The sequence below is a fragment of the Pseudomonas chaetocerotis genome (assembly GCF_015712105.2).
Lineage (GTDB): Bacteria > Pseudomonadota > Gammaproteobacteria > Pseudomonadales > Pseudomonadaceae > Aquipseudomonas > Aquipseudomonas chaetocerotis.
In genome coordinates this window covers 193,838-207,530 of record NZ_JACFYX020000011.1, presented here as the reverse complement: position 1 = coordinate 207,530, position 13,693 = coordinate 193,838, and the positions used below count along the sequence as shown (strand labels likewise).

13 protein-coding genes and 2 pseudogenes are annotated in these 13,693 nt (G+C 59.2%); 5 read left to right on the top strand and 10 right to left on the bottom strand.

What is annotated here, in order from left to right; translation table 11 throughout:
• The 3 genes and pseudogenes from H3221_RS19735 to H3221_RS19725 all read right to left on the bottom strand — a co-directional run.
• Positions 1-1,147: Y-family DNA polymerase (locus tag H3221_RS19735; protein ID WP_224490694.1), on the bottom strand; the 1,147-nt coding region annotated here is incomplete at its 3' end.
• Between the two features lie 7 nt (positions 1,148-1,154).
• Positions 1,155-1,772 (bottom strand): translesion DNA synthesis-associated protein ImuA, encoded by a 618-nt coding sequence (gene imuA / locus H3221_RS19730; protein ID WP_196474922.1) that lies wholly within the window; start codon positions 1,770-1,772, stop codon positions 1,155-1,157.
• A gap of 634 nt (positions 1,773-2,406) precedes the next feature.
• Positions 2,407-3,368 (bottom strand): annotated as a pseudogene (locus H3221_RS19725) (GNAT family N-acetyltransferase).
• A 572-nt stretch (positions 3,369-3,940) separates the two neighbouring features.
• Between H3221_RS19725 and H3221_RS19720 the strand changes: the two are divergent.
• The 4 genes from H3221_RS19720 (at position 3,941) to H3221_RS19705 (ending at position 6,637) form a co-directional block, all read left to right on the top strand.
• Positions 3,941-4,258: a DUF3509 domain-containing protein gene (locus H3221_RS19720; protein WP_196474788.1), complete on the top strand. Its 318-nt coding sequence runs from the start codon at positions 3,941-3,943 to the stop codon at positions 4,256-4,258.
• A gap of 36 nt (positions 4,259-4,294) precedes the next feature.
• Entirely contained in the window at positions 4,295-4,699 is a 405-nt protein-coding gene (locus H3221_RS19715; RefSeq protein ID WP_224490692.1) for a hypothetical protein, read from the top strand.
• 570 nt (positions 4,700-5,269) lie between these two features.
• Complete coding sequence (locus tag H3221_RS19710) at positions 5,270-6,244, top strand: lysylphosphatidylglycerol synthase domain-containing protein (protein WP_196474789.1); 975 nt, start codon at positions 5,270-5,272, stop codon at positions 6,242-6,244.
• Positions 6,245-6,415: 171 nt separating this feature from the next.
• A complete protein-coding gene (locus tag H3221_RS19705) occupies positions 6,416-6,637 on the top strand; it encodes a hypothetical protein (protein WP_196474790.1) in 222 nt (73 codons plus the stop codon).
• 194 nt (positions 6,638-6,831) lie between these two features.
• Here the strand turns inward: H3221_RS19705 and H3221_RS19700 are convergent.
• The 5 genes and pseudogenes from H3221_RS19700 to gorA all read right to left on the bottom strand — a co-directional run.
• Positions 6,832-6,981 (bottom strand): annotated as a pseudogene (locus tag H3221_RS19700) (general stress protein); the annotation flags it as partial.
• Between the two features lie 192 nt (positions 6,982-7,173).
• Entirely contained in the window at positions 7,174-8,037 is an 864-nt protein-coding gene (gene galU, locus H3221_RS19695; RefSeq protein WP_196474791.1) for a UTP--glucose-1-phosphate uridylyltransferase GalU, read from the bottom strand.
• Between the two features lie 164 nt (positions 8,038-8,201).
• Entirely contained in the window at positions 8,202-8,582 is a 381-nt protein-coding gene (locus H3221_RS19690) for a VOC family protein (RefSeq protein WP_196474792.1), read from the bottom strand.
• 2 nt (positions 8,583-8,584) lie between these two features.
• A complete protein-coding gene (locus tag H3221_RS19685) occupies positions 8,585-9,208 on the bottom strand; it encodes a trimeric intracellular cation channel family protein (RefSeq protein WP_192980813.1) in 624 nt (207 codons plus the stop codon).
• Between the two features lie 7 nt (positions 9,209-9,215).
• Positions 9,216-10,574, bottom strand: a complete 1,359-nt coding sequence (gene gorA, locus H3221_RS19680) for a glutathione-disulfide reductase (protein ID WP_196474793.1) — start codon at positions 10,572-10,574, stop codon at positions 9,216-9,218.
• Between the two features lie 72 nt (positions 10,575-10,646).
• Here gorA and H3221_RS19675 point away from each other — a divergent pair, with 72 nt between their 5' ends.
• Complete coding sequence (locus H3221_RS19675; protein ID WP_196474794.1) at positions 10,647-11,069, top strand: VOC family protein; 423 nt, start codon at positions 10,647-10,649, stop codon at positions 11,067-11,069.
• A gap of 119 nt (positions 11,070-11,188) precedes the next feature.
• On the opposite strand, the gene galU (H3221_RS19670) is transcribed toward H3221_RS19675, so the two are convergent.
• On the bottom strand, positions 11,189-12,028 hold the full coding sequence (gene galU, locus H3221_RS19670; RefSeq protein ID WP_192980816.1) for a UTP--glucose-1-phosphate uridylyltransferase GalU: 840 nt from the start codon (positions 12,026-12,028) through the stop codon (positions 11,189-11,191).
• A gap of 42 nt (positions 12,029-12,070) precedes the next feature.
• On the bottom strand, positions 12,071-13,432 hold the full coding sequence (locus tag H3221_RS19665; protein WP_196474795.1) for a UDP-glucose dehydrogenase family protein: 1,362 nt from the start codon (positions 13,430-13,432) through the stop codon (positions 12,071-12,073).
• Positions 13,433-13,693 lie beyond the last annotated feature (261 nt).

The window sequence follows — 13,693 nt, the reverse complement described above, 5'->3', positions numbered from 1 at the left end:
GCTCAGGACGGTGATCGGCTCTGGCACCGAGACCATACAGGGCGTCATCACCGAGGCGCGCCCTTAGCCGCTCACGTAATTGCTCCCAGGGCTGGTTCTGCTGTGGACGCTCGTCGAACAGTTGCTGATGCTGCGGCGCAAAGGCCGGCATTTCACGCGCCTCCAGTCGCACGGCCAGCACCGGCGCTGGTAGCTGCTGATGCTCCAGACGGCCGCGTGTCAGCTCGAACAGCATGCCGGGATCACGCTCGGCGCTGAGCAGGCCCACCTGTATCAGCGTATCGGCACCCGCGCGGTGTTCCAGATGCAGGGTGAAACGCTGCACGCCACTGTCACGACAGGCCAGGTAAGCGGCCAGATCGGCTGTCAGCCGGCGCAACGGGAACAGCAGTGCCTGATGCGATTCCACTTCGAAATTCAGCTCGATACGAGTATCGAAAACATCCGCAGGCATGAAGAAATCCAGCGCTAACGGGCGTTGGCCAGACAGGGTATCGAGATGACGTAGCACTTCGGCAGGAAAACGCTTGGCCAAGCTGTCACGCGGTAGAGCCAACAATTGCCGCAACTGCCTTAGCCCCATGCGATTGAAGGCCATGGTTACCGTAGCGGATAGCCCGAGACGATCCACTGGCAAGGGATCGAGCATCTGCTTGAGCATCCGCTCATCACTTGCCATCAACCCATCACCGACATTGACCAGCACTCGGGCCGCTGCCGGATTCGGCGCGACGGCAATGCGGTGCTGGAAGGCCAGCGCCGAAAGCTCGGCGCGCAGGCGTGCTTCGAAACGCGGCCAGGGGCCGAACAGCCCCAGACTGGACTGCACTTCCAGCAGCAGGCAGCGCGGATAGTGCAGGCTGACCTGGGCACTGAACCCATAGGCCCAGGCAGCCAGAAACTGCTGCCAGCGCTCGATGGCCGCAAGATCGTATTCTGCCGTGGCAAAACCACGTATCAGCGTCTGCGCTGCAGTCAGTGACTGGCCGGGCTTCAGTCCCAGGGCTCGGGCTGCCGGGTTGACCGCCTGTAGAACGCGCCGTTGTGGCGAGCCGGTAAGCAGCACCAACGGCTCGCTGGGATTGGCGCGGTGGCGCTGCACGCCGTCCATGGCCAGTTGCGGTAACAAGATGCAAGCCCAGAGCATGGCAGGCTCAATGCCAGGCAAACGCGAGCGGCTGCGCGGGTGGTAGACCACCCCGACACTTGATCACCCGCAGCTGCGCCGGCTGGCTGTCGAGCACCAGTCGTAGTGCTGCCGGTGAAGGATTGCTCGCTTCTACCTGCGGCCGATAGGCGAAAGCCAGGGTTTGTCCAGTAGCAGCCGCTACTTGCAGACGTCTCAGCGATCGATCATCGGCCTGACGCAACCAGCTCAACACTGCACCACAACTCCCTGAGCGCAAACATTGTTCGGCAGCCCACAGGGCATCGCGACCATCTGCCTGGATGATGCTCAGTTGGCGTAAATCGACACCGGCATGAATCCAGGCCTGAGGGTAGGGCAGATGAGGAGGGGAGATCAGCACCACCCGTTCGCCTGAAACCGTCAGGCTGGCAAGGCTCGGCCACAGCAGGCTCAACTCGCCGATGCCAGGCGCCGCCGTGAGAATTTCACTGAGTGCAGCCTTAGGCCAGCCGCCACCTGGCAGTACGGCGTCGAGAAAATGGTGTCCAGTTGAGAAATTGGCACCTGATGGCGATGAAACGACCTGACCTCGCCATACACGACGAGCGTCGATCAACCGGTCAAGCGCGACCACGGATGGCATGGGAAAATAACCAAATGCTGTATATAGATACAGTATTGTTTGAGCCGACGCGCGGGTCAAGAGAATGACGATAAGGTGCTCAGCCTGGTTACGGAGGCGCGGCCGAGTCAGCCGAATAAATCACGTGTCGATCCATGGAGTCGCGATCTACGTACAACCAACCCATATGATCTGTCGTGTCGTGCAGACGCTGACTCGAAACGAACCCATATGGTGTCTCGGGAATTCATCGCTGGCTGCAGATGCGGTTGAGAGTGACCAGGCGTGAAGGTCTCAATACCCATGAGAGCACATGGATCATGGGAACGATGAAGCCCGGTGTTTCAAGTGCCTGGGAGCCAAAGTGGGTGATTCAGTCTGGCCAAATCGGGCGCAAAGAGCCCTACATTGGACAAGCCATAGCTTCGCATAATGTATATTATGTTAAATGATGTATTAAAGCAGATGCCCCTTCTTGATCGGGCAAGCTTTCAACGGCCCAAGGCCAATCCTCTTTAAGGCGCTGCTTGAGAATCCAGAATGACTTAGTCGTGCTTCATCCCTTGCGCCGCAAGGCAGCGCAACCCGCATCAGGATCGTAAATCGAGGCCCCGTCCTACCAGGGCCTGCGCGCCTGATGAGCGAACGCTAGCAATTACAGGTGGAAATCGCCCGCAGCCTCTGGCTGGTAAAGCACTTTCCGGATCTCGATTCGGCGGGTCCGATCGGAAATCCGCCAGTCGATGGCGTCTCCTTCCTGATAACCGAGGATGGCCGCGCCGATGTCGGAGCACACGGAATACTTGCCGGCGCTGCTGTCAGCGTCTTCTGGATAGACCAAGGCGACTTCGATCTCTTCGTCGTCCAGTTGCAGCAAGGCTCTGGAGTTCATCGTGACGACATCGCACGCCACCTGATGCGGCTTGACGACAATGGCTCGCTCAAGCTCATGCTCGAGCTCAACAACGGCCGGACCTTCCTCGAACGCGATCAGGCTTTCTAGCCTGGCCTTGTCGACCTCAGTGATGTAGATCCCACCTGAGTCGCCCACAGCATCTTCACGCAAGAACTGCAGATAGCGCCCCACCGACATTGAAAATGTTTTCAACGTCGGTGTTTCGCTCTCGAGCAGAAAGCCACAGCGCAGAAAAGCTTTCAGCGAGCGCGTGTTGTCCGGGTGGATCTTGGCGATGAGTTTCCCGGCCCGCATGTCGAGGAAGGCCAGCTTCATGCCTTCGCGGATCGTGCCTGCGCCAAGGTTTCGCCCCCATTTGTCGCTGTCTCCAATGGCCAGGACTATCTCGCAATCTGAGCCGGTCTTGATCAGGCGAACAAAGCCCACAGGGGCGTCATAACGATCGTAGGCCATGAAAAATCGACCGCCCCGGTTGAACAGATGGGTCAGGATCGGCAATTGCGTCCGATCAATGGCTTGCTCGATGGACCTGCAGACATCGCGCGAATCGCTCAGATAGCGAGTCACGCGCTCATCCTCCAACCAATCCATCAATGTCAGCGCATGTGCCCGAGTAATTTCCGGGCACAGCGAAATGAAAGGCTTGTTCATCTTCACCGTACTTATCTGTAAGGATGAAAGCCCTTCATGGCTATGGCCATGACGGTTCTTTCGGTAACCCGTTATCTTAAGGCATAACGTGGGCAATGCCGAGACACGGCGTAATACCTGATAGGAGCCCTCCTCCACATTCTCGCCCTGGCACGGCTTTCGAAGTCGACGCTGAGGCTGCCGTGTTCCTGCAGCTGCTGACGAAACCGTGGCGACAACTGCTCTGCGAACACCTGCTCGACGGCAAGCCGTATCCGTTGCTTGTTACGCAAGGCGCGTATTCGTCCGATCTATGGTGAAGCTTCTCCAGGCCGTATCCACGTTTATGTGGGCATACTCCTGCCCCACGAAACTGCGCCATGAGTTTGGTTCAAAGTATTTTTTCTGTCGGTGTGGAACAGTGAATATTTTTTCTGATGCAACATGCCATGGCCAAAAAATAAAACACTGATCGCGGCAATTGGTTAGCGACAATTCCTCTCCCTGATCACCGCCTCCACAACCATTCTGTATAACTTCAGTACATGATGTCACTTTGGAATTTTTTTTTACCAATCGTCCCAACTGTTGGTATGCACTGGATACGCCGTTATGTTTCAAGGGCGCTATTAAGGAGAGTCCGATGAAACATGACTTGGAAAGTATCAGGTCAGCACTAGCTGATTACGAAGTTGCCATGACCCCCAGGCCGGACGGCAGCGTCGTACTGACCGTTGCCGATGAACAGCGCCGGTTGGTACGTGTACTCGATGCCAGTTGCTCGACGCAGGAGTTCATTCGCCTGATTCATTTCGACATGACGCTGGATGAAGATGCGGAGTCGGTCAATGCAGCGGTCAAGCACTGCAGCATCACACAGTTACCTACCTACTCGCGTGAACCGCTCTTCCGTACGCGTCTCTCTCGCTTATGGGCCATGAGAGAACTCACCAAGAAATGAGGAAGTGCGCAAATGTACAGAGGCAACGACTCAGAGTTGGCCTGTCACAAGCCTGAAGAGCTGCTGGTAAGGATCAGAAGGCAATGGCCCTACGTGGCTGGCTCGACCTGCCTGGTAGTGTTGCTGATCTGGCAGCCTTTTCAGCCCCCTGCGCTGGCGGTGATGCTTCCAGTATCGCAGCCCGGCGCTCAGGCCATGCAACGCTCGTCACAGGAGATCGACGCGAACTGCTATCAGGTACAAAGCGAGGCGTTGGTTGAGCCTCTCTGCCAGGGTTGTGCCCCGGGCGAGCAGTCCGTCGCTAACCTCGATGCGTCCTCCGAGTTCAGTCGCTCGATTCTGACCTGCAAGGACATTTACCGTGACCTCGCCCATAAGGTCGGCAACGACATACCCGGCAACATGACGATTGACGTGATCAAGCCCAACCACTCTTTCTAACTGACCATACCGATACCAGTGGTTACCCAAGCGATTTAACGGGTGGTTGTCGATATGCATATAAGCCTTGCTCACAACGAGCATGCTTTTCATTGCAATGTTCACGACCAACCAGAATGGTGACGGCTAAAAGCGCAGACTCTATCTGGCAGCACAAGCTCGATCATTTATTTTGCCCCTTATGACGGCATCGGAGGAGATATTCAGCGCGGCGAAATGAGTACTTGCAGTGAACGCCAGAATGCACATTCCGCTTTGAAGACAATGGCTTGGCTAATTCAATTTTACGTGAAAGGTGAACATTATTTATGAAGCGATAACGCTGCAAAACAGGTCGAACCTTTATTTGCAACGCCCCGTCATCTCAACGGTCGATCACATCGTGCGTACTTTCAGCGCGTCATCCGTATGCACAGGCACCTTGGCATATACGTATCAAGTGATGACTTCGTCCGCAAGCGACCCTGGGCATTCACTTTTCAACCCTCGCCGGCTGCCGGCACACCGCAAGAACCTGAAACCGCTGGAACCCGCCGACAAGGCAGGCGGTAATCGAGAGGAAAAGACAGGATGAATGGCGCTTTGAACACCCCCTGGATGCGCTGGGGTAAACGCGCATTCACCTTGTTGCTTCTTCTAGCCATATCCACGCTGCTGTATACATCGCTGCGCAATCTGGACTGGGGGGAAGTGCGCCAGGCGCTGAATGCTTACAGCCCGCAGATCCTGTTGCTGGGGACGCTGATCACGCTCGCCAGCTATCTGGTGTCAGGCGGCTACGACCTGCTCGGCCGAACGTACAGTCGCCATCACCTGCCTGCGCACCAAGTGCTTCTGGTGGCGATGCTTTGCCACGCCTTCACTATCAATTTCGCTACCTGGATGGGCAGTTTGGCGATGCGCTACCGGTTATACACGCACCTCGGCCTGAGCGCCTCGACGGTGACGCGCATCCTCAGCCTCAGCTTTCTGACCAACTGGACCAGCTGCATGGCACTGGCCGGAGTGATTTTCTCTCTGCGCCTGGTCGAACTGCCGGACAACTGGACATTGGGCATGAACAGCTTGCAGTTGCTGGGTTTTGCCTTTCTTGGGCTGGTTAGCGCCTATGTGGGCATCTGCGCGTTTTCCAGACAGCGCGTTTGGCGCTTTCGCGAGCGCTACGTCACCCTGCCCTCGTTGCGCATCGTGTTACTGCAGCTATGCCTCGGCGCAAGCAACTGGTCGTTGATGGCCACCCTGATCTATTGGCTGTTACCGGAAGGTGCCACCTATGCCTCGGTGCTTGGTGTACTGCTGATCAGTTGCATGGCTGCAGTTGTGGCGCATGTTCCCGCCGGGCTCGGGGTGCTGGAGGCCGTGTTTCTCGCTCTGCTACAGCACCAGCACAGCCAGACCAGCCTTATCGCCGCTCTCATCGCATACCGTGTGCTCTATTACCTGCTGCCGCTGCTGGTGATCAGCGTCACCTACGTGGTGCTGGGAAAACGTGCGAAAAACCTGCGCAAGCGCAACGAACAGCCAGTCGACACGCAGCTCGGTTAGCGAGAGCAAACGACGCGTTGACACAGGGTGCGCCATACGCACTGGCTGCAGAAGGCGCCGGGACTGGTGCACGCAGCGCACCCTACGGGCAACCACTCGGCGGGTGGCGGGAACTTGCAAGCGAGTTGAGCAGGTCTATCTCACATCATTCAGCAAAACCGGAGGCATGAGATGGCCAAGCCATTGCATCTGATCAGCTATACCCTGCATGACCAGTCGCACAACGTGGAAGTCGAATCTGACCGCGAGCAACTCACGCCCTACCAAGCTCGTTTCTACTTGAGCGCCCTTCACACCTTCGAATGGCCCAGCGAATTCAGCGATGTAAAGGTCACTCGCATCATGCCGTCCAAGAAAGGTAGCACTACCCCGACACACCGCATCCAGCGCTGAGCAGACTACAGCCCTCCCCTGGTTCTCATTGCACGCTGGTAACGGCACCTGCCAGACGTTCCGAGACGGAAACGCTCAGATTGTTTCAGTGAGGAGTCTTTGTCGTTGCCTGCTGGCAGTCCTAGCGACGCTGACACAGTGATCCTGAACCAGAAACGCCAAGGCCCGCAAAAACGCGGGCCTTGGTCAGGTCGTCACGAGCTTCGAGTTGTCTGGCTCTTCTGGCCACCCTTGCGACCGGCTTCGGACGCTCTCTGGCGGTCATTGGCAAAGTTGCCACCGCTGTTGTGACCACCTTTGCGGCCGGCCTCGGATGCTTTTTGACGATCGTTTGCGAAGTTACCCGGATTTTTACTGGTCGCCATTGCTGGTACCTCCTGATAGTTACTCGCGAGGCATTATTGCCCCTACTTGAAGTCAGGCAGGCTCAACCCCGAGTCGTTCAGGCTTTTTTCACCTTCGGCGACAGCGCTGCCTGCAGCGTCCTCGGCACGCAATCACTGGTCATTGAGCACCTTCGGCGTCTGACCAAGCGCTCAGACAGCCTTGAGTCGCGGGTTGGCAGTAACCGGATGGGTCTTGTGGCGATTTTCGAAGCAGAAGTTGGTGGCCTGCACATAGCCTTCGGCCGAGCCGCAATCGAAGCGGCGACCCTTGAACCTGTAGGCCAGAACGCAGCCCTGCTGGGCCTGCTTCATCAGTGCATCGGTGATCTGGATTTCTCCGCTCTTGCCCGGCTCGGTCTGTTCGATCAACGAGAAGATGTCGGGCGTGAGGATGTAGCGGCCGATGATCGCCAGGTTTGAGGGTGCGTCTTCCGGGTTGGGCTTCTCCACCATGCTGTCGATGCGGAAGATATCGTCGCGCAGCGCCTCACCGGCGATCACGCCATAGCGTGACACCTCCTCCATCGGCACTTCCTGGATGGCGACGATGGAGCAGCGGAACTGTTCGTAGAGTTTGACCATCTGGCTCAGCACGCCGTCGCCGTCGAGGTTCAGGCACAGGTCGTCGGCCAGCACCACGGCGAAGGCCTCATCGCCGATCAGGGAACGCCCGGTCAGAATGGCGTGGCCAAGGCCCTTCATCTCCACCTGGCGGGTGTAGGAGAAGGTGCATTGATCGATCAGATGACGAACGCCACTCAGGGACTTTTCCTTGCCGGTGTTGGAGATCTCGTGCTCCAGCTCGTAGCTGATGTCGAAGTGATCCTCCAGCGAGCGCTTGCCGCGACCGGTGACGATGGCGATTTCATTGAGCCCGGCCTGGAGGGCTTCTTCGACGCCGTATTGGATCAACGGAGTGTCGACTACCGGTAGCATTTCCTTGGGCATCGACTTGGTCGCGGGAAGAAAACGGGTGCCGTAACCGGCGGCGGGAAACAAACATTTCTTGATCATGAGTTCTGTACCAATTGAGTGACTCGGCAATAGAACCTGACCCGTTTGGAACCGTTGCGGTTCAAGATATTTCAGCAGGTGCCGTTTCGCTGCTGCACGTTTTTGTGCAGTTCGGCACCTCAGCACGCGGATGCCGAGATGCTGCGGCACGCAAGAAGCCGTCTCTAGACGGGATAACGGCTCACTTCGATCAGATTGCCGTCCGGATCGCGAAAATACACCGACTCGATGGGGCCGACGGCACCGGTACGCGCCACCGGCCCCTCTTCCACCGTCACGCCCTGCTCGGCCAGATGAGCCATGACGCGCTCCAGCGGCCACAGGGTGATCAGGCACAGATCGATGGCGCCCGGTGTCGGTTTGATCGCCTTGGGCTCGAACTCACGCCCGGCCTGATGCAGATTGAATTTCTGCTGGCCGAATACCAGGGCGCTGCGCCCGGCGCCGAAGCGCTCGTGGCGCATGCCCAGCACGCGCTCATAGAAATCGACGGTGGCGTCGATATCCGCCACCGTCAGTACCAGATGGTCCAGTCTCTCGATCATGCTCAATGCCTGTCCAGAAGATGAAAGCGCGGTAAGCCCAGGTGCCAATGGATCGCCGCCAGACGTGCGGCCAGCACCACGAACATCGCTGCGGCGGTGTCGAGCCAGTGCGGCGTGCCCAGAGCGCGCAGGCCGATAAAGGTCAGCGCGCCGGCGATGCAGGCCGTGGCGTAGATTTCCTTCTGGAAGATCAGCGGAATCTCGTTGCACAGCACGTCGCGAATCACCCCGCCGACCACGCCGGTCATCACCCCCATGATCACCGCAGTACTGATAGGCGTGCCGCTCTGCAAAGCCAGTTCGGTGCCGTAAACGGTGAACACGGCCAGGCCGAAGGCATCGGCGATCAGCAGACCTTTCTCGTGAATCGGCCGGGTCATGCGCACCCAGGCCACGGTACCCAGCGCGGCCAGGGAAGCGACGAGGATATAGGTGTCATCGCGAATCCAGCTGACCGGGTGGTTATCCAGAATCAGGTCGCGCAGCGTACCGCCGCCCAACGCGGTGACGATGGCCATCACCAGCACGCCGAACAGATCCATGGACTTGCGCCCCGCCATCAGCGCACCGGTGATGGCGAACACCGCAACGCCGAACAGGTCAGCGACATAGAAAAGCGTTTCCATGCTGCTCTCAGCGGCTGACTGGTGTACGCAGGGTGACGAACTCCTCGGCGGCGCTCGGGTGTACGCCGATGGTCTCATCGAAGATCTGCTTGGTCGCGCCCGCCTTGAGCGCGATAGCCAGGCCCTGAACGATCTCGCCCGCCTCCGGGCCGACCATGTGACAACCGAGCACACGGTCGTTGTCGGCATCGACCACCAGCTTCATCAGCGTACGCTCCGGGTTCTCGGTCAGCGTCAGCTTCATTGGCCGGAAGCGGCTCTCGAAGACCTTCACCTGGTGCCCGGCTTCGATGGCCTGCTCTTCACTCAGGCCAACGGTGCCAATATTCGGCAGGCTGAACACGGCGGTGGGAATCATGCGGTAATCCAGCGGACGATACTCGTCAGGTTTGAACAGCCGGCGCGCCACGGCCATGCCCTCGGCCAGCGCCACCGGCGTCAGCTGCACGCGGCCGATCACGTCGCCAAGGGCGAGAATCGACGGCGTGGAGGTCTGGAACAGATCGTCCACCTCGATGTAGCCGCGCTTGTCCAGCCTCACCTCGACATTTTCCAGGCCCAGGTTGTCGAGCATCGGCCGGCGACCAGTGGCGTAGAACACGCAATCGGCCTCCAGCACGCGGCCGTCCTTGAGCGTCGCGGCCAGACTGCCATCGGTCTTGCGCTCAATGCTGGCGATATCGGCGTTGAACTGCAAATCCAGGCCCTTCTTGCTCAGCTCCTCGCGCAGGTGCTGGCGCACCGCACCGTCGAAACCACGCAGGAACAGCTCGCCGCGATAGAGCAGCGAAGTCTGCGCACCCAGGCCATGGAAGATCGAGGCGAACTCTACGGCGATATAACCGCCGCCCACCACCAATACGCGCCTGGGCAGTTGCTTGAGGAAGAAGGCTTCGTTGGAGCTGATGGCGTGTTCACGACCGGGGATATCGGGAATCTGCGGCCAGCCGCCGGTGGCGATCAGGATGCGTTCGGTGCTGTGCCGCTGGCCATTCACTTCGACCGTATGGGCGTCGATGATGCGCGCATGACCTTCGAACAGGCTGACGCCGCTGTTGGTCAACAGATTGCGGTAGATGCCATTGAGGCGCTCGATCTCGCGATTCTTGTTGGCGATCAGCGTCGCCCAATCGAAGTTCGCTTCACCCAGCGACCAGCCGAAACCCGAGGCCTGCTCGAAGTCTTCGGCGAAATGCGCGCCGTAAACCAGCAGCTTTTTCGGTACACAGCCGACGTTGACGCAGGTACCGCCCAGGTAGCGGCTCTCGGCGACCGCGACGCGAGCACCATAACCAGCAGCGAAGCGCGCCGCACGTACGCCGCCGGAACCGGCGCCGATAACGAACAAGTCGAAGTCGTAACTCATGGGGGATCTCCTTGGCAGACGAGGAGCATACCGTAAAGGCCCGCGCTAAGCTGAACGTCGGAGGTGAAGAACATGCGCCCTACCCTGACCCATCTTGCCCTGCACGTCGCGGATCTCGACGCCTGCATTGCCTTCTATCAGCGATTCTGCGCCATGCAGGTGATCCACGAGCGCCCCGGCAAGGGCACACGCATCGTCTGGATGGCCGAGCCCGGCAAGGAGCACCAGTTCATCTTCGTGATCATGCCTGGCGGCCAGGACAGGAACCTGGCGGCCAATGACTACAGCCACTTCGGCTTTGCCCTGAGCAGCCGCGAGGACGTCGACCGCATCGCGGCCCTGGCCGAAAGCGACGGCTGCCTGATCTGGCCGCCGCGCGACGAGCCCTACCCGGTTGGTTACTACTGCGGCCTGCGCGACCCGGCCGGCAACTACGTGGAGTTCAGCTACGGTCAGCCACTCGGCCCCGGCTCGGAGAAAATGCCCATCCCCTGAAATGCGAAACGCCACCCGAAGGTGGCGTCAGTTTCAGCATCAATGCATCGAATGTGCAGGAGCGGCGCCCCTAAGAACGGCTGTTCTGATAAGCAACGTTTCGTTGACCTGCTGGCGTATCAGAACGCCTTGCCGGTCTTGTACAGGTGCTCGAAGCAGAAATTGGTCGCGTCGATATAACCCTCGGCGCTACCGCAGTCGAAACGCTGGCCCTTGAACTTGTACGCCATCACACAGCCCTGCTGAGCCTGTCGCATCAGTGCGTCGGTAATCTGGATTTCGCCACCCTTGCCCGGCGGCGTGCTGCGAATCAGGTCGAAGATGTCCGGAGTGAGGATGTAGCGACCGATGATCGCCAGGTTCGACGGTGCGTCTTCGGGCTTGGGTTTCTCCACCATGTTGCTGACGCGGTAGATGTCATCGCGGATCATCTCGCCAGCGATCACGCCGTATTTGTATGTTTCGTCCTTCGGCACTTCCTGAATCGCCACGATGGAGCAGCGGAACTGGTTGTACAGCTTGACCATCTGCGCCAGCACGCTATCGCCTTCCAGGTTCAGGCACAGGTCGTCGGCCAGTACCACGGCGAACGGCTCGTCACCGATCAGCGGCTGACCGCAGAGGATGGCGTGGCCCAAGCCTTTCATCTCGACCTGACGGGTGTAGGAGAAGCTGCACTCGTCGATCAGACGACGAATGCCAACCAGGTACTTCTCCTTGTCGGTGCCCTTGATCTGGTGTTCGAGCTCATAGCTCACGTCAAAGTGGTCTTCCAGCGCGCGCTTGCCGCGACCGGTGACGATGGAGATCTGGTTGAGGCCAGCCTCCAGTGCCTCTTCAACCCCGTATTGAATCAGTGGCTTGTTCACCACCGGCAACATTTCCTTGGGCATTGCCTTGGTAGCAGGCAGGAAGCGCGTGCCGTAACCGGCAGCGGGGAACAGGCATTTCTTGATCATGGGACTCCCTAGTGGGGACGGTTGGAATGCGCGCCCAGTCTATCAAGCCGCGCTGGCCTTACAACTGCCGCTTGCGGGTCGTCCGATGCCTCGATAGAGAAAACCCAGCTCCGCCAACTGATCGGCGTCATAGATGTTGCGCCCGTCGAACAGCACCGGCATGCGCATCGCACCGCGAATACGTGGGAAGTCCGGCTGACGGAACTGCTTCCACTCCGTCACCAGCACCAGCGCATCGGCACCTTGGGCGACGGCATAGGGGGATTCGCTCAGCACCAGTTGCCCCGCCTCGACGGCCGCCGGATAGCGTGCGGCAACAGCTGCCGTGGCAGCAGGGTCGCAGGCCTGCACCTTGGCGCCGGCGGTCAGCAGTGCGTCGAGCAGCACCAGGCTGGGCGCCTCACGCAGATCATCAGTACCGGGCTTGAATGCCAGCCCCCAGAGCGCGACGACTCGCCCCTGCAAGTGACCATTGAAATGCTCGCGCAGGGCCTGGAACAGCAGCGTCTTCTGCAGCGCATTACGCGCCTCGACTGCACGCAGAATTCCAGGTTCGATGCCTTCGTGCTCGGCCGTACGGATCAGCGCCTTCACGTCCTTGGGAAAGCACGAGCCGCCATATCCGCAGCCGGCATAGATGAAGTGCGTGCCGATGCGTCGGTCGCTACCGATGCCACGGCGCACCTCCTCGATATCCACGCCCAACCGCGCGCAGATACCTGCCATCTCGTTGATGAAGGAAATCTTGGTCGCCAGAAAGGCATTGGCCGCGTACTTGCTGAACTCAGCGGCGCGCACGCCCATGCACAACAGGCGGTCGTGATTGCGCAGAAAGGGCGCATACAGCCGGCGCAGCAGCTCGCGCCCACGTTCCTCGTCACAGCCGACGATCACCCGGTCGGGGCGCATGAAGTCCTCGACCGCCGAACCTTCCTTGAGAAACTCCGGATTGCTCGCCACGGTCACCCGCGCCCGTTGTTCCCGACGCGCCAGACCGGCGTTGATGCGCTGCGCCACACGCTCAGCGGTGCCCACCGGCACCGTGGACTTGTCCACGATCAGGCAGGCATGATCGAGTCGTTCACCCAGCTCGTCAGCAACCGCCAGGACATGACTCAGATCGGCCGAACCGTCCTCGCCACTGGGCGTGCCCACCGCAATGAAAATCACCTCGGCGCGGCGGATACCGGCCTTCAGCTGTGACGTGAAACTGAGCTGCCCAGCGGCCAACTGCGCCTTGAGCATCGCCTCCAGGCCAGGCTCATAGATCGGCACCTCACCCCGCGCAAGCATCGCGACGCGCTGTGGATCTCGCTCGACGCAGACCACCTGATTGCCCATCTCGGCAAAACAGGTCGCCGTCACCAAGCCTACGTATCCTGCTCCTATCACGCATATTTGCATCGCAGCATCCTCTCGGCCTTTGCTGCGATTGCAACCAATCGCGGTGGCAGCGATATGACGGAACGACGAAGGAATGATGACAAGCCCACCGTCGTCAGCAGGTACTGAACCAATGTGGCTGTATCTTCGGCGCTATGGGTAAGGGCAGAACCTGCGCGTGCGGGTCTGGGTTGCAAAAAACTGGCAAAAAAAAGACCAACCATGGGGTTGGCCTTGCTTAATAGAAGTATGAGCTGCACCAACTTTCGTGGAGTGCAGGCT

What these genes read in the sequence shown, in the direction of transcription:
- imuA (WP_196474922.1), bottom strand. Translation starts at nt 1,772, where the DNA reads ATGCCATCCGTGGTCGCGCTTGACCGGTTGATCGACGCTCGTCGTGTA.
- H3221_RS19720 (WP_196474788.1), top strand. Translation starts at nt 3,941, where the DNA reads ATGAAACATGACTTGGAAAGTATCAGGTCAGCACTAGCTGATTACGAA.
- H3221_RS19710 (WP_196474789.1), top strand. Translation starts at nt 5,270, where the DNA reads ATGAATGGCGCTTTGAACACCCCCTGGATGCGCTGGGGTAAACGCGCA.
- H3221_RS19705 (WP_196474790.1), top strand. Translation starts at nt 6,416, where the DNA reads ATGGCCAAGCCATTGCATCTGATCAGCTATACCCTGCATGACCAGTCG.
- galU (WP_196474791.1), bottom strand. Translation starts at nt 8,037, where the DNA reads ATGATCAAGAAATGTTTGTTTCCCGCCGCCGGTTACGGCACCCGTTTT.
- H3221_RS19690 (WP_196474792.1), bottom strand. Translation starts at nt 8,582, where the DNA reads ATGATCGAGAGACTGGACCATCTGGTACTGACGGTGGCGGATATCGAC.
- H3221_RS19685 (WP_192980813.1), bottom strand. Translation starts at nt 9,208, where the DNA reads ATGGAAACGCTTTTCTATGTCGCTGACCTGTTCGGCGTTGCGGTGTTC.
- gorA (WP_196474793.1), bottom strand. Translation starts at nt 10,574, where the DNA reads ATGAGTTACGACTTCGACTTGTTCGTTATCGGCGCCGGTTCCGGCGGC.
- H3221_RS19675 (WP_196474794.1), top strand. Translation starts at nt 10,647, where the DNA reads ATGCGCCCTACCCTGACCCATCTTGCCCTGCACGTCGCGGATCTCGAC.
- galU (WP_192980816.1), bottom strand. Translation starts at nt 12,028, where the DNA reads ATGATCAAGAAATGCCTGTTCCCCGCTGCCGGTTACGGCACGCGCTTC.
- H3221_RS19665 (WP_196474795.1), bottom strand. Translation starts at nt 13,432, where the DNA reads ATGCAAATATGCGTGATAGGAGCAGGATACGTAGGCTTGGTGACGGCG.